Annotated in this window: 25 protein-coding genes; 17 read left to right on the top strand and 8 right to left on the bottom strand. The window is 61.7% G+C overall.

The window, feature by feature from the left end:
• Positions 1-2 precede the first annotated feature (2 nt).
• Both ACB032_RS20840 and ACB032_RS20835 read left to right on the top strand, forming a co-directional pair.
• Positions 3-1,619, top strand: a complete 1,617-nt coding sequence (locus ACB032_RS20840) for a hypothetical protein (protein WP_168756304.1) — start codon at positions 3-5, stop codon at positions 1,617-1,619.
• Positions 1,620-1,633: 14 nt separating this feature from the next.
• Entirely contained in the window at positions 1,634-2,308 is a 675-nt protein-coding gene (locus tag ACB032_RS20835) for a molecular chaperone (protein WP_247651354.1), read from the top strand.
• A gap of 43 nt (positions 2,309-2,351) precedes the next feature.
• Here ACB032_RS20835 and leuE read toward each other — a convergent pair whose 3' ends face one another.
• The gene (gene leuE / locus ACB032_RS20830; RefSeq protein ID WP_060390970.1) at positions 2,352-2,990 is read right to left on the bottom strand and encodes a leucine efflux protein LeuE; all 639 of its coding nucleotides are present in this window, start codon (positions 2,988-2,990) and stop codon (positions 2,352-2,354) included.
• 187 nt (positions 2,991-3,177) lie between these two features.
• Between leuE and ACB032_RS20825 the strand changes: the two genes are divergently transcribed.
• Positions 3,178-4,398 (top strand): MFS transporter, encoded by a 1,221-nt coding sequence (locus tag ACB032_RS20825; protein ID WP_371138669.1) that lies wholly within the window; start codon positions 3,178-3,180, stop codon positions 4,396-4,398.
• A gap of 81 nt (positions 4,399-4,479) precedes the next feature.
• Here the strand turns inward: ACB032_RS20825 and ACB032_RS20820 are convergent, their stop codons facing one another.
• Positions 4,480-5,664, bottom strand: a complete 1,185-nt coding sequence (locus tag ACB032_RS20820) for an NAD(P)/FAD-dependent oxidoreductase (protein ID WP_371138676.1) — start codon at positions 5,662-5,664, stop codon at positions 4,480-4,482.
• 160 nt (positions 5,665-5,824) lie between these two features.
• Positions 5,825-6,349 carry a non-heme ferritin gene (ftnA, locus tag ACB032_RS20815; RefSeq protein WP_016348910.1) on the bottom strand — a complete coding sequence of 175 codons (525 nt, stop codon included), beginning with the start codon at positions 6,347-6,349 and terminating at the stop codon, positions 5,825-5,827.
• A gap of 209 nt (positions 6,350-6,558) precedes the next feature.
• Here ftnA and ACB032_RS20810 point away from each other — a divergent pair, with 209 nt between their 5' ends.
• A complete protein-coding gene (locus ACB032_RS20810) occupies positions 6,559-8,349 on the top strand; it encodes a diguanylate cyclase domain-containing protein (RefSeq protein WP_371138675.1) in 1,791 nt (596 codons plus the stop codon).
• Positions 8,350-8,365: 16 nt separating this feature from the next.
• On the opposite strand, the gene fabV is transcribed toward ACB032_RS20810, so the two are convergent.
• Positions 8,366-9,553: an enoyl-ACP reductase FabV gene (fabV, locus tag ACB032_RS20805; protein ID WP_371138668.1), complete on the bottom strand. Its 1,188-nt coding sequence runs from the start codon at positions 9,551-9,553 to the stop codon at positions 8,366-8,368.
• Between the two features lie 465 nt (positions 9,554-10,018).
• Here fabV and ACB032_RS20800 point away from each other — a divergent pair, with 465 nt between their 5' ends.
• A complete protein-coding gene (locus ACB032_RS20800) occupies positions 10,019-10,453 on the top strand; it encodes a universal stress protein (RefSeq protein ID WP_336752953.1) in 435 nt (144 codons plus the stop codon).
• Between the two features lie 191 nt (positions 10,454-10,644).
• Entirely contained in the window at positions 10,645-11,658 is a 1,014-nt protein-coding gene (gene trpS / locus ACB032_RS20795; protein WP_371138667.1) for a tryptophan--tRNA ligase, read from the top strand.
• On the opposite strand, the gene ACB032_RS20790 is transcribed toward trpS, so the two are convergent.
• The gene (locus tag ACB032_RS20790) at positions 11,637-12,611 is read right to left on the bottom strand and encodes a LysR family transcriptional regulator (protein ID WP_011704088.1); all 975 of its coding nucleotides are present in this window, start codon (positions 12,609-12,611) and stop codon (positions 11,637-11,639) included. The genes trpS and ACB032_RS20790 overlap by 22 nt on opposite strands.
• Positions 12,612-12,702: 91 nt before the next feature.
• Between ACB032_RS20790 and ACB032_RS20785 the strand changes: the two genes are divergently transcribed.
• Together ACB032_RS20785 and ACB032_RS20780 are read left to right on the top strand one after the other, a co-directional pair.
• Positions 12,703-13,602, top strand: coding sequence for a DMT family transporter (locus ACB032_RS20785; protein WP_016348905.1), 900 nt, complete (start codon positions 12,703-12,705; stop codon positions 13,600-13,602).
• Positions 13,587-13,748, top strand: coding sequence for a hypothetical protein (locus ACB032_RS20780; RefSeq protein WP_016348904.1), 162 nt, complete (start codon positions 13,587-13,589; stop codon positions 13,746-13,748). Before ACB032_RS20785 ends, ACB032_RS20780 begins: the two co-directional genes overlap by 16 nt.
• A gap of 123 nt (positions 13,749-13,871) precedes the next feature.
• Here the strand turns inward: ACB032_RS20780 and ACB032_RS20775 are convergent, their stop codons facing one another.
• Positions 13,872-14,330, bottom strand: a complete 459-nt coding sequence (locus ACB032_RS20775) for a DUF6314 family protein (protein WP_039214095.1) — start codon at positions 14,328-14,330, stop codon at positions 13,872-13,874.
• Positions 14,331-14,373: 43 nt separating this feature from the next.
• Between ACB032_RS20775 and ACB032_RS20770 the strand changes: the two genes are divergently transcribed.
• Positions 14,374-15,228 carry a carboxylate/amino acid/amine transporter gene (locus ACB032_RS20770; RefSeq protein WP_011704084.1) on the top strand — a complete coding sequence of 285 codons (855 nt, stop codon included), beginning with the start codon at positions 14,374-14,376 and terminating at the stop codon, positions 15,226-15,228.
• Between the two features lie 7 nt (positions 15,229-15,235).
• Here the strand turns inward: ACB032_RS20770 and ACB032_RS20765 are convergent, their stop codons facing one another.
• Positions 15,236-16,099, bottom strand: coding sequence for a sensor domain-containing diguanylate cyclase (locus ACB032_RS20765; RefSeq protein WP_043126152.1), 864 nt, complete (start codon positions 16,097-16,099; stop codon positions 15,236-15,238).
• Positions 16,100-16,169: 70 nt separating this feature from the next.
• Positions 16,170-16,883: a 3-deoxy-D-manno-octulosonic acid kinase gene (locus ACB032_RS20760; protein ID WP_011704082.1), complete on the bottom strand. Its 714-nt coding sequence runs from the start codon at positions 16,881-16,883 to the stop codon at positions 16,170-16,172.
• Positions 16,884-17,047: 164 nt separating this feature from the next.
• Between ACB032_RS20760 and ACB032_RS20755 the strand changes: the two genes are divergently transcribed.
• From ACB032_RS20755 to ACB032_RS20720, 8 genes are all read left to right on the top strand, one after another.
• The gene (locus tag ACB032_RS20755) at positions 17,048-18,130 is read left to right on the top strand and encodes a glycosyltransferase family 9 protein (RefSeq protein WP_171281827.1); all 1,083 of its coding nucleotides are present in this window, start codon (positions 17,048-17,050) and stop codon (positions 18,128-18,130) included.
• Positions 18,131-18,401: 271 nt separating this feature from the next.
• Positions 18,402-19,028: a guanylate kinase gene (gene gmk / locus ACB032_RS20750; RefSeq protein WP_162498770.1), complete on the top strand. Its 627-nt coding sequence runs from the start codon at positions 18,402-18,404 to the stop codon at positions 19,026-19,028.
• A 79-nt stretch (positions 19,029-19,107) separates the two neighbouring features.
• On the top strand, positions 19,108-19,383 hold the full coding sequence (rpoZ, locus tag ACB032_RS20745; protein WP_005307060.1) for a DNA-directed RNA polymerase subunit omega: 276 nt from the start codon (positions 19,108-19,110) through the stop codon (positions 19,381-19,383).
• Between the two features lie 137 nt (positions 19,384-19,520).
• Positions 19,521-21,638: a bifunctional GTP diphosphokinase/guanosine-3',5'-bis pyrophosphate 3'-pyrophosphohydrolase gene (gene spoT, locus ACB032_RS20740; RefSeq protein ID WP_011704079.1), complete on the top strand. Its 2,118-nt coding sequence runs from the start codon at positions 19,521-19,523 to the stop codon at positions 21,636-21,638.
• 224 nt (positions 21,639-21,862) lie between these two features.
• Positions 21,863-22,582 (top strand): tRNA (guanosine(18)-2'-O)-methyltransferase TrmH, encoded by a 720-nt coding sequence (gene trmH, locus ACB032_RS20735; RefSeq protein WP_254202484.1) that lies wholly within the window; start codon positions 21,863-21,865, stop codon positions 22,580-22,582.
• 11 nt (positions 22,583-22,593) lie between these two features.
• Positions 22,594-23,259 (top strand): CatB-related O-acetyltransferase, encoded by a 666-nt coding sequence (locus tag ACB032_RS20730; protein ID WP_371138666.1) that lies wholly within the window; start codon positions 22,594-22,596, stop codon positions 23,257-23,259.
• Positions 23,256-24,296, top strand: coding sequence for an alpha/beta fold hydrolase (locus ACB032_RS20725; protein WP_371138665.1), 1,041 nt, complete (start codon positions 23,256-23,258; stop codon positions 24,294-24,296). Before ACB032_RS20730 ends, ACB032_RS20725 begins: the two co-directional genes overlap by 4 nt.
• A 93-nt stretch (positions 24,297-24,389) precedes the next feature.
• The gene (locus tag ACB032_RS20720; protein WP_017410507.1) at positions 24,390-25,202 is read left to right on the top strand and encodes a Cof-type HAD-IIB family hydrolase; all 813 of its coding nucleotides are present in this window, start codon (positions 24,390-24,392) and stop codon (positions 25,200-25,202) included.
• The last annotated feature ends 14 nt before the right edge of the window (positions 25,203-25,216 follow it).

Raw genomic sequence — 25,216 nt, 5'->3', positions numbered from 1 at the left:
TGATGAATCCCGCATATAAATGGCTGTTGGCGATGGTAATTGCCACCAGCTGGGCCTCGCAGGCCAGTGCCGCAGTAATAAAATATAATTTGGTCGATGCTGATCTGCGCCATTTTCTGTTTATTGAAAACCAGGAAGACCACAATCTATTTATTACACCAACCGATTATCTTGACCCTCGCCTGACGGGTGGCAATGCATGGACAACTGACTCCAGGCAGGTCAGTTTGGCATATGCAGACAATGGTCATAACTACACAGTGACCAACTACAACATCGATATGTGGGAAAACGGCCCAGTTAAATATCCGTATATCAATCAGCGTTGCATAAAAAGCTGGGCTGGGTGTGATCCACAGACAGCAGAAGCGATGAATAAACCCGCCTCAGTAAATGAAACTGGATTTTTCGGATTGATGAAGGCTGCCACCGGATATGCCCATGCAAAATTGAGCTCCGCTTTCTTTGACTATCTTCGCACCATGCCTGCCGGGGGCATTTTGAACCGAGAGATGAATCTTTGCATGACCACCAGAATCTATGATGCCGCGGCCGGAGAACGCTGTATCAATCAGGATAGTGGGACCTGGTACGTCAAGCGGACCCAGCATAAAAAAGCGGGACACCTACGTTTCATACAAACCAATGCGATCAGTGAAGTGATCGTCGACAGCAATGGGGCTCCCTATGTGCTACCCGGTTCACAAGGTTGTGAGAATTATCGGCTGGGTACACGAGATGGAGTGCTGTGCCGCTTTCTGGACTACGACTTCAATCAGGATGGCAGCCAGTCATTTTCAGACCCGTATATTTATACCAACATCAAAAATGCGGCACTCAACAGCGCCATTGTTGGCGGTGATGTACAGATGAGTGCCAATCTGACCAACTGGGCTCTTAAAGGTGCGGATTACAATGTCAGCTATCTTAGAGGGCAATCGTCCATTTATCTTTTTCTATCAAGCAACTTTTTCAAACAAGTGGTCAGGTTGGGATTACAAGAACAGCTCACCAGAAATTTGATTAACTTTAATATGCGAAATATCAAAGCGCCGGAAAGTGGATTCTATGAATTCAGCGGTACCACCGAGATCATTATAAAACCACGGGACTTCAGTGTTTCCATTCTATCCTCGGAGGGGGTGAGCAATCCCTACCGAGAAGGCAATGTGGGCAAGGATATATTGAGTTTCTCTTACAATATTTCGGATAGTGGGCCCATCAGTGCAGACATGCTTGAGATTACCGTTTCACAAGATATCGGGGCTCCGTATCAAGGTCTCTGCACTTTTTACCCCGCAGGACAGGCTGTTCCCGAACAGGCAGTACCTATACCGACTAGATTGGTATTTGATTCGACCAACCATGGAACAGCCTCCCGACATGCGGTCCGCTGTGATCAGACGCCGCTGGATATTCGCACCTTGGGGATTCAGGACAGCCAACCTCCGCAGGAATGGAATGACCCCGTCAGCGGCAAAGGTATTACCCGATTCTACAAGCTGGCGCTGGAATTCGATCTGACCGATCCCATGGTGCAACGCACCATTGGCAACGACCTGTGGGAAGGGGAAGTACAACAAAGCGGTACCATTACCATCAAAGGGACCTGGCGCTGACCATGAAGAGCGACATGCATCGCATTTTCTGGCTCTTGCTGGCCGGCACGCTGAGCTCACAGGCCATGGCCATCGACATCGGCGCCATGACGATTGCCATGGCACCGAACGAAGAGTTCATCGCCCGGACCGTCACCAACAACAGTGGCTCGCCCAAGGTCTACGAAGTGCAGATGGAAAAAATCAGTAATCCCACGGCCACGGGGACAAGCGTTCCGACGGTGCCCGGCGAGCTGCTGTTCGCCCCCAAGCGCTTTACGCTGCACGCCAAGCGCATGCAGAACGTCAAGCTCTACTACAAGGGGCCGGCGGATGGTCAGGAGCGTTACTATCGCATCACTTTCACCGAGTCACCGGCAGCCCAGCTTGATGAAAGTGGCCAGGCCAGGCGCCGTGGTGCGTTGGAGATGAAACTCGCGCTGCAATCGACCCTGGTGGTACGCCCGCGCCAGGTGCGTTTTCAATACCAGCTGGATCCGGCAAGGAGCAGCATCACCAATACCGGCAACACCTACTTCGAATTCATGGTGAAACGGGGATGTCTGCAGGCGGACAGCGAGGCCGGCAGCAAATACCTGCTGCCCGGCGAAACCTACCAGAACCCAAGGATCGGCCAGGCAGGCAACCAGAAACTGATCGTCTACCAATCCCGGTTCATCCGGGTCGGCAAGGATTGCTGGCCTGACTAGCCGCTCGCAAACGGGCGACCGGGATTGGGCAGAGCCCTGGCCATCAGGATGACAATGTGGCCAGTCGGGCGGCGAAGCCCATGAAAAACAGGCCGATGAGGCCGTTGCCGAGCCGGGCGAGGCGTACCTTGCGCGCAAAGAAGCGGGCCATCAGGGTGCCGCCGAAGATCAGCAGGGTCAGATAGACGAAGCTCATGGCCTCCAGCATGCTCGCCAGCACCAGGTAGGAGACCCAGGTATGGGCGTAGTTGAAGTCGACAAACTGCACGAAGAAGGAGACGTAGAACAGGATCGCCTTGGGGTTGGTGAGGCTTAAAGTAAGCGCCTTGGAGAAGTAGCGCTCGCCGTGCTCAACCACGGGCGCCTGCCCTTCCCGCCTGGCGATGAAGTTGGCATGCAGGATCTTCACCCCGAGATAGAGCAGATAGAGGGCCCCCAAGTAGCGCACCAGGGTAAACAGCAAGGGGGTGGTGCGAATGAGGGAGGCGATGCCCAGATAGGCGCAGAAGATCAGGATGGCGTCGCCGACGAAGACCCCGAGGGCCGCCTGGTAGCCCGGGCCGATGCCGCGGCTCGCCCCGGTACGCAGTACATAAATCGAGTTGGGCCCCGGCGCTATGATGATGAAGAAGAGCCCCACCAGATAGGTCCAGACATTGATGACTCCCAGGCTTTCGAACATGTTCCCTCCATGGCGGGTATGCGACGACGAGGTTTCTATACTAATCCGCCGCCCGCCGAGCACAAGTGCCGATCCGTGATCGTTCACCCCATTCTCTCACTGCTCGCTTTCGGCCCCACTTTGTAGTGTCCAGACGCGTCGGGATCAGGCATGTTAAGCCATCCCCAGACTCACAGAACCCGCCCTCATGGAAAAGAGCCTCAGTACCGATCAGCCACTCGCCGCCGCTACCGCGCACGATGCCTTGAATCGCACCACCTATCCGGTGATCGCCGCCATCAGCTTCTCGCACCTGTTGAACGACATGATGCAGTCGGTGCTGCTGGCCATCTATCCGCTGCTCAAGCTCGGCCTCAACTTGTCGTTCGCCCAGATCGGCCTCATCACCCTCACCTACCAGTTCACGGGTTCCTTGTTGCAGCCGCTGATCGGCCTCTACACCGACCGCCGGCCCATGCCCTATTCATTGCCGTTCGGCATGGGCTTTACGATGATCGGCTTGCTGTCGTTGTCGCAGGCGGCCAGCTTTGGCGCCGTGCTGCTGTCGGCCATGCTGATCGGCATCGGCTCATCGGTGTTCCACCCGGAATCTTCCCGGGTCGCCCGCATGGCAGCCGGCAGTCAGCCTGGGCTGGCGCAATCGCTGTTCCAAATCGGCGGCAACCTGGGGTCGGCCATAGGCCCGCTGCTCGCCGCGCTGATCATAGTGCCGCAGGGCCAGGGCAGCGCGGCCTGGTTCTCGCTGTTCGCCCTGGTCGGCGTCATCGTGCTCAGCCTGGTCGGACGCTGGTCCAGCCATCACGCCGCCAACTTCCATAAACGGATGAAGGCGCACCTCGGCCATGGTCTGAGCCGCCGCCAGATCGGCTGGTCGCTGGCCATCCTCGGCCTGCTGATGTTCTCCAAATTCTTCTACATGGCCAGCCTGAGCAGCTATTACACCTTCTACCTGATGGACAAGTTCAGCCTGTCGCTGGACAGCGCCCAGCTCTATCTGTTCGCCTTCCTGTTTGCCGTCGCGGCGGGTACCGTGCTCGGCGGGCCGATCGGTGACCGCATCGGTCGCAAGCGGGTGATCTGGATCTCCATCCTCGGCGTCGCCCCCTTCACCCTGCTGCTGCCCCATGTCGACCTGTTCTGGACCTCGGTGCTCTCGGTCATCATCGGCCTGATCCTGGCCTCGGCCTTCTCCGCCATCCTGGTCTACGCCCAGGAGCTGGTCCCCGGCAAGGTCGGCGCCATCTCCGGCCTCTTCTTCGGTTTCGCCTTCGGCATGGGGGGCATAGGGGCGGCCCTGCTGGGCCAGCTGGCCGATGCCACCAGCATCGAAACTGTGTACCAGATCTGCGCCTACCTGCCACTCATCGGCCTGCTGACTGCGTTCTTGCCGACTCTTAGAAAGGGATAACGGGCTACCCCGTGAGGGATAACACCCATAAAAAACGCGGCCTGAGCGGCCGCGTCTGAAGTAGATGAGAGCAAGGGTTGGTCAGCAGCACTGGCCAGCCACCCAGCCGGAAGACCAGGCCCACTGGAAGTTGTAGCCACCGAGCCAGCCGGTCACGTCCACCACCTCGCCGATGAAGTAGAGACCGGCCACCTTGCGCGCCTCCATGGTCTTGGAGGAGAGTTCGTTGGTATCCACCCCCCCCAGGGTCACTTCGGCGGTGCGATAACCCTCGGTGCCGTTGGGCAGGATCTGCCAATCCCCCAGCAGGGTGGCCACGGCCTCCAGCTCCCGCTCGTTGTATTGGCGCATCGGCTTGCTGATCAGCTGACCCAGCTCCACCAGCTTGTCGACGAAGCGCTTGGGCAGCTCGCGCCCCAGCACGGTTTTCAGCTCCTGCGCCGGATGGGCCTGGGCCCACGCCCTGAGGGTGGCGGCGATGTCGAGCTCCGGCAGCAGGTTGATGTGGATCTTATCCCCCGCCAGCCAGAAGGAGGAGATCTGCAGGATGGCCGGGCCGGAGAGGCCGCGATGGGTGAACAGCATGGCCTCCTTGAAACAGGTGCCATCCTCGGCGGTGACCGCCACCGGCAGGCTGACCCCGGCCAGATCGGCGAAGGCCTCTTTCTCGGCCTGATGCAGGGTAAAGGGCACCAGCCCGGCGCGAGTCGGCAGCACCTTGAGGCCGAACTGCTCCGCCAGCTTGAAGCCGTACGGGGTGGCACCGAGTTTCGGCATGGAGAGGCCGCCGGTGGCCACCACCAGCGAGTGGCAGCTAATCTCCCCCTGACTGGTGGTCAGCACGAAACCCTCTTCGCACTTGCTGACGGTGAGGATCTCGGTCTGGAACTGCAGGGCCACGCCGGCCCAGTCGCACTCGGTCAGCAGGATGTCGACGATCTCCTTGGCGCTCTCATCACAGAACAGCTGGCCTAGGGTCTTCTCGTGATAGCTCAGGCCGTGCCGGTCCACCAGATCGATGAAATCCTGCTGGGTGTAGCGCGCCAGCGCCGACTTGCAGAAGTGGGGGTTGGCCGACAGGAAGGCGTGGGGGCCGGCCTGATGGTTGGTGAAGTTGCAGCGGCCGCCGCCACTGATGAGGATCTTGCGGCCCGGCTTCTTGGCGTTGTCGAGCACCAGCACGGAGCGGCCCCGATAACCGGCCTGGGCCGCACACATCAATCCGGCCGCCCCGGCGCCGATCACCACCACATCAAACTGCTTCATCATCACTCACTCATCCAAAGAAAAACGGCCCTTTTATACGAAGACCGTCATTGTATCCGGCAGCAACCAGCGCCGTGGTTTCATGGCTGCCGCAATAGCAAACGGCCCCTGTTGAGAGGGGCCGTCATTGTACTGGCTGAACACTAAGTGTCCACGACTATCAGGCGTTGCCATCCATGATGCTGGCAGGGGCGCCCTTGGCCAGCTCGGCCAGCTCCTTGTCGATGAAGTAGAGGCCCTTGCCGTCTTCACCCACCAGCGACAGACGGTCGACGATGCTCTTGAACAGCTTCTCCTCTTCGTGCTGCTCGGCCACGTACCACTGCAGGAAGTTGAAGGTGGAGTAGTCCTGGGTGGTGAACGCCACGTGGGCCAGGCCGTTGATGCACTTGGTGATGTGGTATTCGTGCTCGAGGGTAGTGCGGAAGATGTCACCCAGCGACTTGAACTCGTGGGGAGGAGCATCGATGGCACCCAGCAGCGGCATGGCACCGGTCTCGCTCACGTAGGTGAACAGGCGCTCCATGTGCTGACGCTCCTCGACGGCGTGCTGGCGCAGGAAGTTGGCCGCCCCCTCGAAGCCCTTGTCCTCGCACCAGGCGCTCATCTGCAGGTAGAGGTTGGAGGAATAGAATTCAAGATTAATCTGCTCGTTCAACTTCTCGATCATGGCTTTGGCCAACATGATGATTCTCCACTGTGATTTGGTCACGATTGTCGCCACAGTTTCGTTATGAAGCAACCAGATACCGCTGCCCGAGCTCTCAGTTGTGACAGCTTTTCGCCTCATCCTATCCCCCATACGGTTATAGAGAAGCAAAGAAACATGGTGTAGGTGGATTCAGCCATTATGATGGCGCCAGTGGTCGGGGAAAGGATTCAATGAGATTCATAATGGCACTGGCGCTGCTCTGGATGACCCAGCTGCAGGCCACTCCCTCCTTGCTGAAAGAGGCTGAACTGCAGGCGGCGCGCGATCCCGTCGGCTATCTGCAACGCCTCGACGCCAACCCGCAGCAGGACATGGAGCAGTTTTACGCCAGAGCCCTGGCCCAGGCCGCGCTGGGGCGCTATCCGCAAGCCCTGCTCGACAACGCCCGTGCCCGCGGGCTGGCCAGTGCCCAGCAGGAGACCCTGCGTCTGCTCGACTTCCGCTTGCAGCAGATCGCCCTCACCCTGGATACCGAAGCGCCGGATCAGGCGCTCACCCTGCTGGAGCAGCTCAAACCCGCCGTCGCCGGTCATCCGCAGCAGACCTCGGAGTGGCACGCCCTGAACGGGCTCGCGCTCTATCGCACCCAGCAGCTCAGTGCGGCGATCGCCGAGCTCAAGACCGCCTTTCGCCTCAAGCAGACAATACCTGACTCCACCCTCGCCAGCCTGCAGTGCGCCCGCCTGCTGATGACCCTCGGCAACCTCTATGCCGACCTCAATCTGGCGCGGGAGGCCGAAAGCTATTACCTGGAGGCGCTACAGCGCATGGTGCAGCTGGACGAACCCAACAGCCAGACCATCATCCGGGCCAACATGGCGCGGCTCTATATCGATACCGATCGCCCCGCCCAGGCCAGACGGCTGCTGGACAATCTGCTGGCCAACCCGGCGCTGGCGCCGGACTACCGTGCCATCATCCTCGGCTATCAGGCCATGGCGCTCAATGCCGAGCGCGACTGGGCCGGCGCCCTGCGCGCCCTGGACGAGGCGCAGGCGCTCTATCAGCAACTGGGCTACCCGGAAGCCGGGGTGCGCCTGCTGGAGACCCGGGCCAGGGCACTGCAGGGCAGCGGCGAGAAGCAGCTGGCGCTGCAACTGCTGATCAGCCAGGGGCCTGCCGGTGCCAGCAGCAAGGCCTTGCAGGCCAGTTTGCTGGCGGATCAGGGACGCTATCCCGAGGCCTACCAGGTGCTCAATGAATACGTGAACGACTACAAGCAGCACTTCAACCAGACCCTGAGCCAGCATGCAGCCGCCTTCCAGGCAGAGATGGATCTGGCCCGCAGCGAGGCCAGCAACCGGGTGCTGCAGCAGGAGAACGAGAACAAGCGCCAGCAACTGCTGCATCAGCAGAGTGCCCGCCACTACCAGCTGGCGCTGGTCGGCCTGCTGGCCAGTGCCCTGCTGCTGCTGGGCGTCACCACCCACCGGCTGCACCGCAGCTCGCGCCACCTCTACAAGCTGGCCACCTTCGATCAGCTGACCGAGCTGCCCAATCGCCGCGCACTGCTGGAACGGCTGGCCACCCAGTGGCAGCAAGAGGGCCCGCTCACCCTGCTGATCATCGACATCGATCACTTCAAGCAGATCAACGACCGTCACGGCCATCAGGCGGGAGACAGGGCCATTCAGCGGCTGGCGAGGGAGCTGAGATCCTGGGCACCCGACCTGCAACTGGTCGGGCGCTGGGGCGGCGAGGAGTTTCTGGTGGCGGTGCCGCTGCCGGCGGCGGATTGCTGGTATCTGGCGGAGCAGCTACGCCAGCGCATCGGCCAGATCGACAAACCCCGCATGACCATCAGCATCGGGGTAGCAGGCCGCTCGGCCGCCGACGACGGGCTGGGCCAGCTCATCCATCGGGCCGACATGGCCATGTATCAGGCCAAGCGCCAGGGCCGCAACCAGACCATTCTGGCCGCAGAGCCGAGCAACCCGGAGCAGCCGGAGGCCCTGGCCAGCAGCGTGGCCTGACTTCAGCCCCACTGGCTCAGGGCAGCAGCTCGGTCAGCGAGGCCAGATCCACCGGCGCGCCGTAGTCGACACCCGGCAGCTCGAAGCCGTTGAGCTGCATGAAGTCCTGGCGCAGCCCGGCAAAATCCCCCAGCGCGTGGAAGTTGTCCGGCGTCACCTTGGACCAGAGCGCCGAGACGGCGGCCTGAATGGCCGGATCCAGTTCGTGGTCATCCATCCGGATCAGCCGGTTGCCGTCGGCCACCACCCCTTGCGGGCCGTACATCTTGGTGGCGAACAGCCGCTGCATCTGCTCGATGCAGCCCTCGTGCACCCCGCGCTCCTTCATCACCCCCATCAGCAGGCCCAGATAGACCGGCAGCACCGGAATATAGGCGCTCGCCTTGGTCACCAGCGCCTTGCAGACCGACACCCAGGCGTGGCCGCCAAGCTCCGCCAGCTGCAGGTTGATGGTCTCGGCGGTGGCGTGCAGATGCTCCTTGGCATACCCGATGGTGCCGTCCCGATAGAGGGGGTAGGTGGATTCGGGGCCGATATAGGAGTAGGCCACCGTCTGCGCGCCGGGCGCGAGGCAATCCGCCTGCTGCAGCGCCTGCAGCCAGAGCTGCCAATCCTCGCCGCCCATCACGCTGACGGTATCGCGGATCTCCTCCGGGGTGGCCGGCGCCAGCGACTGCTGCACCAGGGTGTCGTGTTCCAGATCCAGCCCCCAGCCGCTGAATGGCTGACCGGTGGTCTTGAGCACGGAGCGCACTTGCGTGCCGTCAGGCAACACCCGGATGCCGCTCGCCAGCGAGTAGATCACCAGATCCACCTGCCCCAACTGCTGGCGGATGGTGTCGATGGCCTGCTGACGCATCCCGGTGGAGAAGGCATCCCCGATCAGATTGATGGCGATACGGCCGGCCTGCTCCGCCTCCTTGCGAAACCAGATGTTGTTGTACCAGCCGGCGCTGCCCGGCCCCTTGTCGGAGGGGCCCCGCTCGAACGACACGCCCACGGTGTCGGCCCCGGCCCCGAAAGTCAGGGCGATGCGCGACGCCAGCCCGAAGCCGGACGAGGCGCCCAGCACCAGCACCCGTTTCGGCCCGTTGAACGGGCCCGCCGCCCGGATCCGTTCGATCTGCTGCAGCACGGCGGCACGGCAGCCGATGGGATGACAGTTGCGGGCGACGCAGCCCTGGATCTGTGGGTGAATGATCATCAAGGAGTCTCCAAGGAATCAATACGATACGCAAAATGACAGTGCAGACCGACCCGCATCCAACCGGGATCCGGTGTTCAATGGCCAGCGACGGTCTGCCAATGGAACTGGCTACAGCATAACCAAGCGAGACGGGATTACCTTGATGTCGGGCGGAATATCGGCGAGAAGGCGGCAGAAAAACAAAAGGGAGCGCGAGGCTCCCCAAAGCGGTATTCAGATGCTTTTTGTTGTTTTGTGTTCATTGCGAAGCACGGGCACATCCTATGCCTGTCACCGGCCGCGAGCAAGCCGGTGGGTGTGACCTGCTTCAAACTCCTGTTCGATTTATAGCCAGTTTATTGGCTGTCGTCAGCGACAAGCTCCATAAGAAACTCGTTTAAATCCCAAAACTGTGCCGGGGACACCATTTTAGTTTCAGCAGACATTGGTATAGTGGACTCAGGATCAGTGAGGAGAACTCCCATGAATGGAACCTATTACAAACACATACTGGCCGCGATCGACCTGTCGGAAGACAATCGCAAGGTGATCGAGAAGGCGGTCGACCGGGCCTGCTCCAACGGCGCCAAGCTGTCGGTGATCCATGTCGATGTGGACCTCAAGGATCTCTACACCGAGATGATCGATATCGACATCGACAACGTGCAGGATCAGGTGATCGCCGAAGCGAAAGAGAAGCTGGAAGCCTTCCTGGCCTCGGTGGACTACCCCATCGAGAAGAAGCTGGTGATCTGCGGGGATTTGAGCGAGCGGGTCAACCAGGCGGTCAGGGATTACCAGATCGATCTGCTGGTGTGCGGCCACCGCCAGAGCTTCTGGAGCCTGCTCACCTCGAGCGCGCGCCAGCTGATGAATACCGTGCCCTGCGATCTGCTGGTCGTCCCCTTGCAGAAGTGATCAAACAGGCGTAGTTTGATTTGCCATGAATATGACCTCATTCAATCACAACTACTGGTGGTGCTGCTCTTAAACAGGCGGCACTGCTTTTCTATGTAAAATTTCCCAAAGAAAACACCGTGACCGCCGAGAGGCGGTCATTGTTTTCATCCCTTTGTCGCCTCCCGGCTCACCCAACTGGAGAGAGTGACATGCACAACCCCGTTATCCTGACCGGCGACCGTCCCACCGGCAAACTGCACATCGGCCACTACGTCGGCTCGCTGCGCCAACGTGTCGCCGCCCAGCACCATTACCGCCAGTTCGTGATGATCGCCGACCTGCAGGCGCTGACCGACAACGGCCACAACCCGGCCAAGGTGACCGACCACGTGCTGGAGGTGATGGCCGACTACCTGGCCGCCGGCCTCGACCCGGCCAAGACCACCTTTTGCCTGCAGAGTGCCCTGCCCGCCCTCGCCGAGCTCACCACCTATTACCTCAACCTGGTCAGCGTCGCCCGGCTGGAGCGCAACCCCACCGTCAAGGCGGAGATCCAGCAGAAAGGGTTCGAACGCAGCCTGCCGGCCGGCTTCCTGATCTACCCGGTCAGCCAGGCTGCCGACATCACCGCCTTTCGTGCCACCCATGTGCCGGTGGGCGAGGATCAACTGCCGATGCTGGAGCAGGCCAACGAGATAGTGCGCCGCTTCAATACCCTGGTGGGCAAAGAGGTGCTGACCGAGTGCCAGCCCATCCTGAGCGACACCGGCCGCCTGCCCGGCATCGACGGCAAGGCCAAGATGTCCAAGTCCCTCGGCAACACCATAGAGCTCGGCATGTCGGCGGAGGAGATCAAGCAGGCGGTGTTCGCCATGTATACCGACCCCAACCACCTCAAGGTGAGCGATCCGGGCCAGGTGGAGGGCAATACGGTGTTTGCCTATCTGGATGCCTTCCACCCCGACAAGGCACTGGTGGCCGAGATGAAGGCCCACTATCAGCGCGGCGGGCTGGGAGACATGCGCTGCAAGCAGGTGCTGAACGACTGCCTGCAGACCCTGCTCGCCCCGATGCGGGAGCGGCGCGAGGCGGCCATCGCCGACAAGCGCCAGCTGCTGCGCCTGTTGCAGCAGGGCACCGAGCAGGCGCGCGCCCTGACCGACGAGGTGCTGGCCGAGGTGAAGGGGGCGATGGGGCTCGACTACTTCGCCGGATTGAACTGATCCGCCCCGCGCTGCGCCGGGCTGCCGAGCGCATCCGCGCCGTAGCGCTCGAACGCCAGCCGGTGCAACAGCCCCTTGAACCAGCCGATCGCCTCGTCATGGGCGGTGAGCGGGTGGCCCGCCATCAAATAGACGATGGGGATGTCGGGGTCCAGCTGGTGCAGCCGCAGCGGGTAGTAGCGGCAGAAGTGGCGCCCGATCATCTCGGGCACCACCACCAGATAGCGGCCGGTGGCCATCAGCGGCGGCACCGCCATAAAGCTCGGTAATCGGACACCCAGTTCACGCTCCACCCCGAAGCGGGCCAGCCAGAGATCCACCATGGCCTGGCTGTGGCCCCAGCTGGAGGTGTGGATGTGGGGCCGGCTGACCAGATCGTCCGGCCCCAGCACGTCAGGCAGCTCGCTGCCAAGGGGCGACAGACAGACCAGCGGGTTGTTGAACCAGGGTTCGCGCCACAACCGGGGCGATAGGTGATTGGCATCGGCGAAGCCGATCACCAGATCCAGCTCCCCCTTCTCCAGCTCCCGCTCGTAGTCGCTGTCGGCCAGCTCGCACACCTCCAGCCGGCAGTGAGGAGCATGCCGGTGCAGCCGCTCCACCAGCGCCGGCACCAAACCGTGTTCCACCGAACCCGGAGTGGCGATGCGAAAGATCCGCCGCGCACTGGCGGGGTCGAACCCCTTGGCCTGCCGCAACCCCTGCTCCAGCATGGCCAGCGCCTGACGTACCGGGCCGGCCAGCGCCTTGGCGCGCTCGGTCGGCATCATCTCGCGCCGGCTCATCACGAACAGGGGGTCGTCCAGCGCCGTTCGCAGCCGCCCCAGCGCATGACTGACAGTGGACTGGGAAAGGTGCAGCCGCTCGGCGGCACGGGTGACGTTGCGCTCCTGCATCAGCATGTCGAACACGGTGAGCAGGTTGAGGTCGAGGCGGGAAAGAGGCAGTTCCATCGATATTGGCCATGGTTGAATGACGACAATTCATTTTTGGCATAGTAGCAGATTGCATAGAATGCGCAGGCGAATTACATCGGAGATTAAAATGCGTAGCTATCTGTTGTTGCTGGCGATTGGCCTGTTGTGGGGCTCCCAGTTCATTTTCATGCATCAGGCCGTGACCGAATTGCCCCCCATCATGGTGGCAGCGGGTCGCGCCTTGTGTGGCAGCCTGACCCTGGGTCTGCTCTGCCTGTTCATGCGTCTCAAGAGCGAGCACACCCCGTGGCGTACCTATATGCTGATCGCCCTGCTCGATGCCACCCTGCCCTTCATCATGGTGGCCTGGGGTCAACAGTATGTGGATAGCGCCATCGCCGCCGTGGTAATGGGTTGTATCCCGTTTGTCACCATCCTGATGGCACCCTTGTTGGTTTCCGGTGAAAAAATCACCAAGGGCGGTCTCGTCTCCGTGGTCATCGGCTTCGTCGGCGTACTGGTGCTGTTTTGGCCGAAACTGGCCAGCGGCATGAATGCCGGCCTGCTCGGCGCCATGGCCATCCTGTTCGGTGCCAGCTGCTTCGCCATCGGCCTGCTGATGATCAAGCGCTTCGCCAAGGACCACCCGGTGGTCGTGGCACGCAACATCCTGATCTCTTCGGCCATCCAGCTGCTGCTGGCCGCGCCGTTCGTCACCGATCTGAGCGCGCTCACCATGCCGAGCCAGCATGCCATCGGCGCCGTCGCGGTGCTCGGGGTGTTCTGTACCGGTCTGGTCTACTTCCTCTACATGGCGCTGATCCAGAAGGCGGGCCCGACCTTCGCCTCCTTCAGCAACTACCTGGTGCCGCTGTTCGGCGTCATGCTGGGTGCCCTGTTCCTCGGCGAACAGATCCAGTCCACCACAGGCGTGGCACTGGCCCTGATCCTGGGTTCGGTCGCCCTCAACCAGTGGGCCCAGCAGCGCCGCGTCCAGCGGGAGGCTGCCCTATGTCAGGCATCCTGACCACACTCTGCGGCGGCCTGGTAGTGATCGCCGGCTGGCAGTATCGCCAGCGGCTGATGGGTCTGCTCGGACTGCTGATGGTGCTGCTGCCCTGGTTCTTCGACAGCAAGCTGCAAGCCATGCTGAGCTATGCGCTGAGTGCCTGACATCCGTCTCTGAATGTGTGACGAGAGTGTATCTCTCCTGTTTTTGGGACCGTTTTTCAAAAAAACCTCCGATTTGTCCCTTCTACCGGCGCTCTGCGCCGGTTTTTTTATGCCTGCCGCCCGTCACACCCGATAGCGATAACTCAGCCGCTCGTTCTTGCGCGGGCCGGTGATCTGCCAGCCGAGCAGAAAGCCGTCCCCGGTCGGCGTCAGCTCGGCGCTGTAGTGATCCTGGCCGCACAGGTGGGGCTCGGCGGTGAGCCAGCGACCATCCGCCTGAGGCAGCAGCTCGAACAGCACCACCGGCTGCTCGTAGCGCAGATGGGAAAGCCGGATCCCCCGCTCGCCACGCTGCCACCAGAAGCGGTTGTGCATGGTCAGCACCCGGCCATGGGGCGTGGTGTAGCGGCCCTGCTCGGCAAACAGCCAACCCCCCTGATGATCGGTCACCGTCACCTCCCCCTCGCCGCTGCCGCACCAGTCGGTGGCGGAGCCTTCCCCGTTGCTCGCGGTAAAGGCAAATGCTCCGATCTGTGGCAACTGGCGCCATAAACGCTGGATCAAGGCTTCCATCTCGGCCATCATAGCCCCCTTCAAAATTGACAACTGACGACAAATCAACCACATGAACTACTTGATAGGGGTTACCCTGCTCTGGTCATTCTCCTTCAGCCTGATCGGGGTCTACCTCGCCGGTCAGGTGGATGCCTACTTCTCGGTACTGACCCGCATCGTGCTCGCCAGCCTGGTGTTTCTGCCCTTTCTCAGACGGCGCTGGTTGCGCCCCGACCTGGTGGCCAAGCTGATGGCCCTCGGCGCCACCCAGCTCGGCATCATGTATCTGTTCTATTACCACTCCTTCCTGCTGCTGACGGTGCCGGAAGTGCTGGTGTTCACCATCTTCACCCCCATCTACGTCACCCTGATCCATGACCTGCTGGAGCGGCGCTTCAAGCCCACCTATCTGTGGGGAGCCTTGCTGGCAGTGCTGGGGGCGGCCGTCATCCGCTTCGACGGGCTGACCGAAAGCTACGTGCTGGGCTTCCTGGTGGTGCAGGGTGCCAACATTTGCTTCGCCATCGGCCAGGTTGGCTACAAGGTATTGCTGGCACGGGAGAAGGAGCAGCCCCCACAGCTCGCCGTGTTCGGCTGCTTCTATCTGGGCGCCCTGGTTGTGGCCCTGCCCGCCTGGCTGCTGCTGGGCACGCCACAATACCCCACCAGTACCCTGCAGTGGGGCATTCTGTTGTGGCTGGGGATTGGCGCTTCCGGGCTTGGTTACTTCCTGTGGAACAAGGGGGCGACCCAGGTCAGCAGCGGTGTGCTGGCCATCATGAACAACGCCCTGATCCCGGCGGGTCTGCTGGTCAATCTGCTGCTGTGGGGCAAGGATACCGACCTGCTCAGGCTCACCCTGGGCGGCCTGCTGATGCTGGCCTCCCTCTGGGTATGCCAGCGTCATGGGGTAAGTGAGCGCTGACTAAAAATCAGCCAACGACGGTGTTGTGCTCCCGTCTGGCCTGACCGTGGCAGGTAGCCAGCCGGGCCAGCAGGTGATCGATCTGCTCGCCGGCCTGGCTCTGCACCAGGCCGATGCTGACGGTCACCGGTCGCTGCGGCAGCAGGCTGGCATCGGCGATCTCGAGGCGCAGCCGCTCGGCAATCTCGAGGCCGCTCAACCGATCGGTCTGGGAGAGCATCAGGATGAAGCCGTCTTCGTCCCAGCGGGCGAAGGGGTCTTCCCGCCGCAGTTCGTGACGCACGATACGGGCCAGCTTGGCCAGCATGGCATCGCAGGCCACCTCGCCGAACAGCTGCTGGATCTTGGCCCTGTGGTCGACGCTGAATTGCAGCAGGCTGAAGCTGCCGCTCTCGCTGGCCAGCCGCTCATCGAGCAACAGCTCGAAGTGGCTACGGCTCTCCAGCCCGGTGAGGGGATCGGTACCGTGCCGCTCCTCCACCAGCAGTGTCTGTGAGTCGAGCAGACGCACCACCCCCAGCACCTGGCCGTGAACATCGCGCCGGGCCCGCTCCTCCAACCGAACATAGTGGCCGTCGTGATGCAGGATGCGGTATTCGAGCCGGATCTGGGCCACCCGCCCGCTCTGGCAGGCGGTCAGCGCCTCCTGCAGGCTTCCCACGTCATCGGGGTGCACCCGCTCCAGCCAGCCGAGATCGTCCAGACCGGCTTCGTTCAATCCCAGCAGCCGCAGACAGGAGAGATCCCGCTGCACGCCCTGCTGCGGGCTCCAGCTCCAGAGCCCTGCCTCCAGCAAGGCGATGGCATCCGCCATCAGCGCCAGATCAAACCGGGTAATTGCCTCCCTGTGGGGAGCCTTGAGCATGTCCATCGAGCGCCTCGACACCGAATCTGAAGACCTTCTCAATAAGTAACATTGGCTCTCGCGCCGAGCAACAGGGTCAGCTCGCTTTTCCTTGATAGCCGTTCATCAGGGCCTGCCAGTTCTCCGGTACGAAATGGAAACTGGTATGCAACTGGGACTCCTTGTTGAAGGAGCGCAGCAACCGTTCCAGGTTAGCCTGCTGCCAGTTGCCGGGAGAGCGGATGGCCCCCTTGTCGAAGTCGATCACCCACACCTTGCCCTCCTTGTCGAGCAGCAGGTTGTGGCTGTTGAGATCGGCGTGATAGACACCTGCGTCGTGCAACCGGCGCACCGTCTGACCCACCTTGTGCCACACCTCGCCGGCGATCGGCCCCTGCTTGAGCAGGGCCACCAGATCCTTGGCGCCACGGATGCGCTCGATCAGGATGTCGGCCCGATAGAAGGGGCCCTGCTTGGCCATCCGGGCGGCAAACGGGCGCGGCACCGGCAATCCCTGGGCGCTCAACTTGGCCAGCAGCGTGTATTCGGCCATGGCACGGCTCGATTCAACCCCTTCGAACCAGAAGCGATCCCGCACCACCTTGCCCACCATGCCACCGCGATAGTAGTGACGCAGCACCAGATGGCGGGATTCATCCTTGACGAACCAGGTCACTCCGCGGCCGATGGAAGACCCTACCACCTGGCGATGTGTCTGCCACCAGGCCGGATCAAACAGCTCGGGAGAAGGGTCGCGAAACGCCCCTTCGGCGTACCAGCAGATCTGGTTGTGTTCGGTCTGAATTTGCATTTTTGGCGATTCCGGTCGGTCAGTCATGGCTACACAAGGCAAGGGCAGGCAACGGCAACACGGGCTTTATCAGGGGCACCGGCTGCCGGTCGTGCGCAATTTTACAATCCACGGGGGAGTTTGCATAATGCCATCCATCCATTTTGCCACCATTGCGCCACATCATGCCGCTGTTCCAAACGCCGCCCTCCTCCATCTGCATCCTGCGGCTCTCCGCCATCGGCGACTGCTGCCACGCGCTGGCGCTGGTGCGCGTCATCCAGCGGGCCTGGCCGACGACCCGTATCACCTGGATCACCGGCAAGATTGAAGCGACGCTTTTTGCCGATCTGCCCGGGGTCGAAGTGATCGCCTTCGACAAAAGCAAGGGCTGGCGCGGCTACCGCGAGCTCTGGCAGACCCTCAAGGGACGCCAATTCGATGCCCTGCTGCACCTGCAGGCGGCCATGCGGGCCAGCATCGCCACCCTCGGCATCAAGACCAAGGTCAAACTGGGGTTTGATCGGGAGCGGGCCAGCGACGGCCAGTGGCTGTTCACCAACCACAGGGTGCCATCCCCCGCCTCGCCCCACGTGCTGGACGGCTTTCTCGCCTTTGCCAAAGAGCTCGGGATAAAGGATCTGACCCCGGACTGGCAACTGCCCATCAGCACCGAACACCAGGCCTGGGCGAAAGAGAAGATTGACGGCAAGCCGACCCTGCTCATCTGCGCCGCCGCCAGCAAGGCATTCAAGAACTGGACTGCCGCCGGCTATGCCGCGCTGGCGGATCACGCCACAGACAAGGGTTTTCAGGTCTATCTGTGTGGCGGGCCGGCCAAACTGGAGCGGGATCTGGCCGCCGACATTCAGCAACTGAGCCACAGCAAGCCGGTGGATCTGGTGGGGCAGACCAACCTCAAGCAGTTGCTGGCGCTGATCAAGGAAGCCAGCCTGGTGCTGGCCCCCGATACCGGCCCCACCCACATGGCGACCCTGGTGGGTACGCCGGTGCTCGGCCTCTATGCCCACCACAACCCGGACCGGACCGGCCCCTATCTGTGCCGTGACTACGCGGTCAGCGTCTATCAGGAGCTGGTCGAGCAGGAGACCGGCAAACCGCTGGCCGAGCTCGGCTGGCGCACCCGCCTCAAGGATCCGGACGCCATGAGCAAGATCACCCGCGAGCGGGTCATCGCCGCCTTCGACCGCCTCTGCGCCGATCGTCAGCTGCCCGCCGGACAGCAACTCGGAATTTCCGAGCAGTGAAGCAGGGATAATCTGCTGGCCCACCCGCACGGCGGCAGGCAGAATGGCGGCTGATGTGGGTGACGCTCCCGCAGCAAGCTACGAATACTTTGATCGGCTGGAATATGATTCCGGCCGTTTTTTTATCCGCCACCTTCTGTTAAAATTCGCCGCCTTTACATCCCTCTTAATTCAAGAATTTTCCGCGTTTCGGATTTGGCTGTCTCCCTTTCGGGCACAAGACGGCGGCCTCTGCTACAACCAAAACACGGTCTCGCTTAAAGGTACAGACATGGCGCAACAAGGCACTCTCTATATCATCTCCTCCCCGAGCGGAGCGGGTAAATCCAGCCTGCTCAACGCCTTGCTGACCCAGCACAACAGCGCAGGCAAGATGCAGCTGTCGGTTTCCCACACCACCCGCGCCACCCGTCCCGGTGAAGAGCACGGGGTGCACTACCACTTCGTCAAGGTGGAAGAGTTCAAGGCGCTGATCGAGCGCGGCGATTTTCTGGAGTGGGCCGAGGTGTTCGGCAACTACTACGGCACCTCCCGCGCCGCCATCGAAGCCTGCCTGGCGCAGGGGATCGACGTGTTCCTCGATATCGACTGGCAGGGCGCCCGCCAGATCCGCGCACAGATGCCGACCAAGTCCATCTTCATCCTTCCGCCCAGCCGCGAAGAGCTGGAGCGCCGCCTGATCGGTCGCGGCCAGGACAGTGCCGAGGTGATCAAGGGCCGGATGGAGAAAGCCATTGCCGAAATGGTGCACTATGACGAGTATGACTATGTCATCATCAACGAAGACTTTGAGCAGGCACTGTTCCAGCTGAGGGCCGTCATCGAGTGCCAACGGCTGGAATTGCGCCAGCAGCAGCAGGCCCAACAAAACTTGCTGCAACAGCTACTGGCAGAATAGGCCAAAAACAAGTAAACTTTTGCGTCATTTTTAAACACCGCTTTTTTAAACCGAGAAAGCCCAAACACTGGAGTCCTGCATGGCACGCGTTACTGTAGAAGATGCTGTAAAACAGGTAGGTAACCGTTTTGACCTGGTGCTGGTCGCCGCCCGCCGCGCCCGCCAAATCGCGGTTCAAGGCAAAGATCCCCTGGTTGACGAAGAGAACGACAAGCCGACCGTGATCGCCCTGCGCGAGATCGAACTGGGTCTGGTGAACAACCAGGTGATGGACACCCAGGACCGTTACGAGCAGCAAGAGCAGGAAGCCGCCGAGCTGGCTGCCGTTGCTGCCATCGCCGAAGGCCGCGGTTAAGTCAGTTATTTCTTATAGTCGGCGCCCGCCCGGGTGCCGACTGTTCTCCCCCATTTACAACCGCTCGAAAACCTCGCAAACTCAGGACTATACCCTCTATATCCACGGATTGCCGTTTCACCGCTGCGGGGACTGTCTTGTATTTATTTGAAAATCTTAAAGAAATAGCCAGTTCCTACCTGCCACCCGAGCAGGTGGAGAAGCTCAGGCAAGCCTATGTGGTGGCCCGTGATGCTCACCAGGGACAGATGCGTTCCAGCGGCGAGCCCTATATCACCCACCCGGTTGCCGTTGCCCGCATTCTTGGCGACATGCGCCTCGATCATGAAACCCTGATGGCCGCCGTGCTGCACGACGTCATCGAAGACACCCCTGTCACCAAGGCCGATCTGGCCGAACTGTTTGGCGATGCCGTCGCCGAGCTGGTAGCGGGCGTCTCCAAGCTCGACAAGCTGAAGTTTCGCGATCGCAAGGAGGCCCAGGCCGAGAACTTCCGCAAGATGGTGATGGCCATGACCCAGGATATCCGGGTCATTCTGATAAAGCTGGCCGACCGCACCCACAACATGCGCACCCTGGGCTCCCTGCGACCGGACAAGCGCCGCCGCATCGCCCGGGAAACCCTCGAGATCTTCGCCCCCATCGCCAACCGCCTCGGTATTCACACCATGAAGAACGAGCTGGAAGAGCTGGGCTTCGAGGCGCTCTACCCCATGCGCTCCCGCGTGTTGCGCGAATCGGTGCGCCGCGCCCGCGGCAATCGCCGCGAAATCATCGACTCCATCCAGAGCGAGATTGAGGGCCGGCTGCGGGAGGCAGGCATCGAATCCCAGGTCAGCGGCCGCGAGAAGAACCTGTTCTCCATCTACAACAAGATGGAGAAAAAAGAGCTGCAATTTCATGAGGTAATGGATATCTACGCCTTTCGTGTGAGGGTGAAGGACATAGATACCTGTTACCGGGTGCTGGGCCAGATGCACAGTCTCTACAAGCCCCGCCCCGGCCGTTTCAAGGATTACATCGCCATCCCCAAGACCAACGGCTACCAGTCGCTGCACACCTCCCTGGTGGGGCCGCACGGGGTACCGGTGGAGGTGCAGATCCGTACCGAGTTCATGGATCAGATGGCCGACAAGGGCGTCGCCGCCCACTGGGCCTACAAACAGGATGGCGACAGTTCGGGTACTACCGCCCAGATCCGCGCCCAGCGCTGGATGCAGAGCCTGCTCGAGCTGCAGCAGAGCGCCGGCAGCTCCTTTGAATTCATCGAGGGGGTCAAAACCGACCTCTTCCCCGACGAGATCTACGTGTTCACGCCGGAAGGACGCATCATGGAGCTGCCCGCCGGGGCCACCCCGGTGGACTTCGCCTACACGGTGCACACCGACATCGGCCACGCCTGCGTCGGTTCGCGGGTCGATCGCCACCCCTATCCGCTGAGCAGCCCGCTGCACTCCGGCCAGACAGTGGAGATCATCACGGCGCCGGGGGCTCGCCCCAACGCGGCCTGGCTCAACTTCGTGGTGACCACCAAGGCCCGCTCCAAGATCCGCCAGTTCCTCAAGAACCTGCGCACCGAAGAGTCGGTGGTGCTGGGTCGCCGCCTGCTCAACCATGCGCTGGGCGCCAAGAACATCGAAGACATCCCGGAGCCACGCATCAAGCAGGTGCTGGCCGACACCAAGCACGAAAACCTGCAGGGCCTGCTGGCCGACGTGGGCCTTGGCAACGCCATGAGCGTGATGGTGGCGCGCCGCATGCTGGGGGATGAACTGCCGCCGGAAGAACAGCCCAAGTCCAGCAGCAAGAAGATGCCGATCAAGGGTGCCGACGGCATGCTGGTCACCTTCGCCAACTGCTGCCGCCCGATCCCTGGGGACGCCATCATCGCCCACATCAGCCCTGGCAAGGGCCTGGTGATCCACCAGGAAGCCTGCCGCAACATCAAGGGCTACAGCAAGGAGCCGGACAAGTACCTGCCGGTGCAGTGGGAAGTGGACAAGGAGCAGGAACAGGAGTTCCGCACCGGTATCAGCATCGAGATCGTCAACCACCAGGGCGCCTTGGCGGAGCTGGCCAACGTGATTGCCGCTACCGGCGCCAACATTCACGCCATCAGCACCGAGGAGAAGGATGGCCGGGTCTATCTGGTCACCCTGCTCATCACCACCAAGAGCCGGATCCACCTTGCCAACATCATGCGCAAGATCCGGGTGATGCCGAACGTGCTCAAGGTGAGCCGACAGAAAAACTGACCACAGGCGGCGCAAGCCGCCTGCTGCTTTTCAAGAGACAAGCTTGGCCCAGCGCTGCAGGCACACCCGTTCAACTTGGCGAGTGGACAAACCCGGCTTCGGCAGAGCCGACATGACCGCGAAACGCGTCAAACGAATTTACGACAGGCTGGCCCGGCGCCAGCCCGATTTGATCCTGTGCATGCAAGCGATGCGTGCACACACCTCACGACATAGAAACCGATATGACTCCTGAACGCTTCAAGCGCATCACCGACATGCTGGCCCAGCGCCAGCTCGATCTGACCGTCTGCATGGAAGAGGTCCACAAGCCGCACAACCTGGCCGCCATCGTGCGTACCGCCGATGCCATTGGTATCCATCGGGTGCACGCGGTCTGGCCCAAAACCTGGATCCACAAGCGCAAGGGTACCGCTCGCGGCAGCCAGAACTGGGTGGACGTGAAGCTGCACCCTGACATCGGCAGTGCAGTGGCCGAGCTGAAAGCCTCCGGCATGCAGATCCTGGCTACCCACCTCTCCGACAGCTCGGTGGATTTTCGCGCCATCGACTACACCAAACCCACCGCCATCCTGGTGGGTCAGGAGAAGCACGGCATCGGCGAAGAGGCGCTGGCCCTGGCCGATCACCATATCGTCATCCCCATGGTGGGCATGGTGCAGTCTCTCAACGTCTCGGTAGCCGCCGCCGCCATCCTCTATGAGGCCCAACGCCAGCGCGAACTGGCCGGCTGCTACCAGCGCGGCTGCCCGCTCGACCTGGAGGAGCAGAACAACATACTGTTCGAGGGTGGCTACCCCATCTATGCCCAGCTCTGCAAAGAGAAAGAGATGCCCTACCCCCAGCTCGGCCCGGCCGGCGAAATCTTGGCGGACGAGCAGTGGTGGCAGCAGATGCAGCTGACGCGCAAAGGATGGGCCGCGCAACAGGAAGAAGATGAATGACAGGATCAGTGATGGAAAATCCGTTCGGTAGCTGGCTGGAATCCCAGGTCATACGGGATCATCTGACCAACCCCAATATCGAGGCCGGGGAGTACAGCTATTACTCCGGCTACTACCACGGCAAGCCGTTCGAGGATCATTGCGTACGCTACCTGCTCGGCGATGGTTCGACGCGGGAGTCCTGGGACAGTGGCCAGTGGGGTAAGGAAGTTGACCGCCTGATCATCGGCAAGTTCTGCTCCATCGCCTCCGGCGCCACCTTCATGCTGGCGGGCAACCAGGGTCACCGGATGGACTGGGTTTCCACCTTCCCCTTCGATGCTGCCCGCTTCGGTGACGGCGTGCAGGACGGTTTTCTGCGCAAGGGAGACACCCGGATCGGCAACGACGTCTGGATCGGCTCGGAAGCGATGATCATGCCCGGCATCACCATCGGTGATGGTGCCGTCATCGCCACTCGTGCCGTGGTGACCAAGAATGTGGCCCCTTACACCATAGTCGGCGGCAACCCGGCTCAGCCTATCCGACGTCGCTTCGGCGAGGAGCAGATTGCCATGCTGCAGGAGATGCAGTGGTGGGACTGGCCGCTGCAGCACCTGCAGGCGGCTATGCCGCTACTCTGTTCGGGCGATATTCAAGCCCTTTACCGACACTGGCAGCAGGAGTGCACATCATGAACCTGTTATCGCCCGCCCTGCTGGCCCTGACCCTGTTTTCTGCCGGAGCCCTCGCCGTGAACAATCCCTATCAGCTGACGCCGGAAGCCGACGTCGCCACCCTTCATCAGCAGACCCTGCCCGACTTCTGGCGCCAGCACGCCGTCGAGAGCGCCTTCAAAGGCAAGGACGGGGTCACCATCCGCTATGCCGCACTGCGCCAGGCCAAGGTCGATCGCGCCATCCTCATCGTCAACGGCCGGGTCGAAAGCTACCTCAAGTATCAGGAGCTGGCCTGGGATCTGTGGCGTCAGGGCTACAGCCTCTACCTCATCGACCACCGCGGCCAGGGCTTGTCCGATCGGCTGCTGGCCGACCAGGAGAAGGGATATGTCGACCAGTTCGACGATTATGTGCTCGATCTCAAGCAGTTTCATGACGAGGTGATCGCCCAGGACCAGCCCGCCAAGCTGTTCCTGCTGGCCCACTCCATGGGCGGCGCCATCTCGGCCCGCTATCTGGAGCGCTGGCCCGATGACATCGAGGCGGCCGTGCTCTCCTCCCCCATGATGGGCATCAATCTCGGCGGCCTGCCCAAGTGGCTGGCCAAGGGGCTGGCGGCCACCATCGGCACGGTCGGCGGCTGGCTGGGCGAGCCTCCCTATGGCCCGGGTCAGGGCCCGTACGAGAGCCACGACTTTGCCGACAACGGTCTGAGCCACAGCGAAGCCCGCTATCAGGCCTTCCGCGAGCTCTATGAGCAGCGCCCGCAGATCAAGCTGGGAGGCGCCACCGCCCACTGGATCTATCAGGGACTGACAGGGGCGGACGCCGCGGTGGCCGAGGCTGGCGCCATCAAGACGCCGCTGCTGCTGCTGCAGGCCGGTGACGACGGCGTGGTGGACAACGCCGCGCAGGACGCCTTCTGCGCGCTCGCTCGCTGTGAGGGAGGCAAGCCGCTGCGCATAGAAGGGGCCTGGCACGAGCTGTTCATGGAGGCAGATCCCCAGCGCCAGGCCGCGCTCAACGCGACTCTGGCCTTCTTCGCACGCTACTAGCGGCTGGTTATTTTTTGTATCCCTAAATAAATGGGGTCGCGGGAGCGGTTGCTGTACACTGCTCCCGCTTTCATTCGTAACCCCGAGGTGATGATGTATAAGGTCGTTGTATCCGATCTCGATGGCACCCTGCTCAACGGGCAGCACCAGATCTCCCCCCGCACCCGCGATACCCTGCACCGTCTGGTGGATCAGGGGATCAAGTTCGTGGTGGCCACCGGCCGTCACCATGTGGATGTACGCAGCATCCGCGACACGCTCGGGCTCGACATCTATCTCATCACTTCCAATGGCGCCGTGGTGCACGACAAGCAGGATCAGCTGATCTTCAACCAGGCCCTGCCGGACAGCGTGGCGGCCGAGCTGATCGCGCTGGAGCGCGACCCCTCCATCCACATCAACCTCTACTACGGCGACGAGTGGCTGGTGGAAGAGGAGATGCCCTGGCTGCTGCAGTTCCATCATGAATCCGGCTTCAGCTATCGCCTGACCGATCTCGCCAGCCACCCGCTGGACAAGGTCAACAAGGTGTTTTACATCGGTGAGCACGAGAAGCTGCTGCAGATCGAGGCAGAGCTGAACCAGCGTTATGGTGATCGGCTCAACGTCACCTTCTCCCTGCCGGACTGCCTCGAGGTGATGCACGCCGGGGTACACAAGGGCAATGCCGTGCGCGCCGTGCTGGAGCAGCACGGGCTGGAGATGTCCCAGGCGGTGGCCTTTGGCGACGGCATGAACGACTTCGAGATGCTGAGCATGGTCGGCCGCGGCGTGGTGATGGGCAATGCCCACGACCGGCTCAAGCTGGCGCTGGCCAATCACGAACAGACCCTGAGCTCCGACGAGGATGGCGTTGCCGTCTATCTGGAGCAGTTGTTCGCCCTGCAGGGCGTCAACATCGCCTGATGCTTCTGAACCTC

Source organism: Aeromonas sp. S5(2024) (genome assembly GCF_041403025.1).
GTDB lineage: Bacteria > Pseudomonadota > Gammaproteobacteria > Enterobacterales > Aeromonadaceae > Aeromonas > Aeromonas hydrophila.
Note: the sequence above shows the minus strand (reverse complement) of the source record. Positions and strands in the feature narration are given on the sequence as shown.

Excerpts from the sequence above, each read along its gene's own strand:
- ACB032_RS20725 (WP_371138665.1), top strand. The coding sequence starts at position 23,256 with ATGAACCTGTTATCGCCCGCCCTGCTGGCCCTGACCCTGTTTTCTGCC.
- ftnA (WP_016348910.1), bottom strand. The coding sequence starts at position 6,349 with ATGTTGGCCAAAGCCATGATCGAGAAGTTGAACGAGCAGATTAATCTT.
- fabV (WP_371138668.1), bottom strand. The coding sequence starts at position 9,553 with ATGATCATTCACCCACAGATCCAGGGCTGCGTCGCCCGCAACTGTCAT.
- ACB032_RS20820 (WP_371138676.1), bottom strand. The coding sequence starts at position 5,664 with ATGAAGCAGTTTGATGTGGTGGTGATCGGCGCCGGGGCGGCCGGATTG.
- ACB032_RS20765 (WP_043126152.1), bottom strand. The coding sequence starts at position 16,099 with ATGGACATGCTCAAGGCTCCCCACAGGGAGGCAATTACCCGGTTTGAT.
- ACB032_RS20760 (WP_011704082.1), bottom strand. The coding sequence starts at position 16,883 with ATGCAAATTCAGACCGAACACAACCAGATCTGCTGGTACGCCGAAGGG.
- ACB032_RS20755 (WP_171281827.1), top strand. The coding sequence starts at position 17,048 with ATGCCGCTGTTCCAAACGCCGCCCTCCTCCATCTGCATCCTGCGGCTC.
- ACB032_RS20840 (WP_168756304.1), top strand. The coding sequence starts at position 3 with ATGAATCCCGCATATAAATGGCTGTTGGCGATGGTAATTGCCACCAGC.
- ACB032_RS20730 (WP_371138666.1), top strand. The coding sequence starts at position 22,594 with ATGGAAAATCCGTTCGGTAGCTGGCTGGAATCCCAGGTCATACGGGAT.
- ACB032_RS20835 (WP_247651354.1), top strand. The coding sequence starts at position 1,634 with ATGCATCGCATTTTCTGGCTCTTGCTGGCCGGCACGCTGAGCTCACAG.
- ACB032_RS20720 (WP_017410507.1), top strand. The coding sequence starts at position 24,390 with ATGTATAAGGTCGTTGTATCCGATCTCGATGGCACCCTGCTCAACGGG.
- ACB032_RS20770 (WP_011704084.1), top strand. The coding sequence starts at position 14,374 with ATGAACTACTTGATAGGGGTTACCCTGCTCTGGTCATTCTCCTTCAGC.
- ACB032_RS20775 (WP_039214095.1), bottom strand. The coding sequence starts at position 14,330 with ATGGCCGAGATGGAAGCCTTGATCCAGCGTTTATGGCGCCAGTTGCCA.
- trpS (WP_371138667.1), top strand. The coding sequence starts at position 10,645 with ATGCACAACCCCGTTATCCTGACCGGCGACCGTCCCACCGGCAAACTG.
- ACB032_RS20800 (WP_336752953.1), top strand. The coding sequence starts at position 10,019 with ATGAATGGAACCTATTACAAACACATACTGGCCGCGATCGACCTGTCG.
- ACB032_RS20780 (WP_016348904.1), top strand. The coding sequence starts at position 13,587 with ATGTCAGGCATCCTGACCACACTCTGCGGCGGCCTGGTAGTGATCGCC.
- ACB032_RS20810 (WP_371138675.1), top strand. The coding sequence starts at position 6,559 with ATGGCACTGGCGCTGCTCTGGATGACCCAGCTGCAGGCCACTCCCTCC.
- ACB032_RS20785 (WP_016348905.1), top strand. The coding sequence starts at position 12,703 with ATGCGTAGCTATCTGTTGTTGCTGGCGATTGGCCTGTTGTGGGGCTCC.
- leuE (WP_060390970.1), bottom strand. The coding sequence starts at position 2,990 with ATGTTCGAAAGCCTGGGAGTCATCAATGTCTGGACCTATCTGGTGGGG.
- trmH (WP_254202484.1), top strand. The coding sequence starts at position 21,863 with ATGACTCCTGAACGCTTCAAGCGCATCACCGACATGCTGGCCCAGCGC.
- rpoZ (WP_005307060.1), top strand. The coding sequence starts at position 19,108 with ATGGCACGCGTTACTGTAGAAGATGCTGTAAAACAGGTAGGTAACCGT.
- ACB032_RS20825 (WP_371138669.1), top strand. The coding sequence starts at position 3,178 with ATGGAAAAGAGCCTCAGTACCGATCAGCCACTCGCCGCCGCTACCGCG.
- ACB032_RS20790 (WP_011704088.1), bottom strand. The coding sequence starts at position 12,611 with ATGGAACTGCCTCTTTCCCGCCTCGACCTCAACCTGCTCACCGTGTTC.
- gmk (WP_162498770.1), top strand. The coding sequence starts at position 18,402 with ATGGCGCAACAAGGCACTCTCTATATCATCTCCTCCCCGAGCGGAGCG.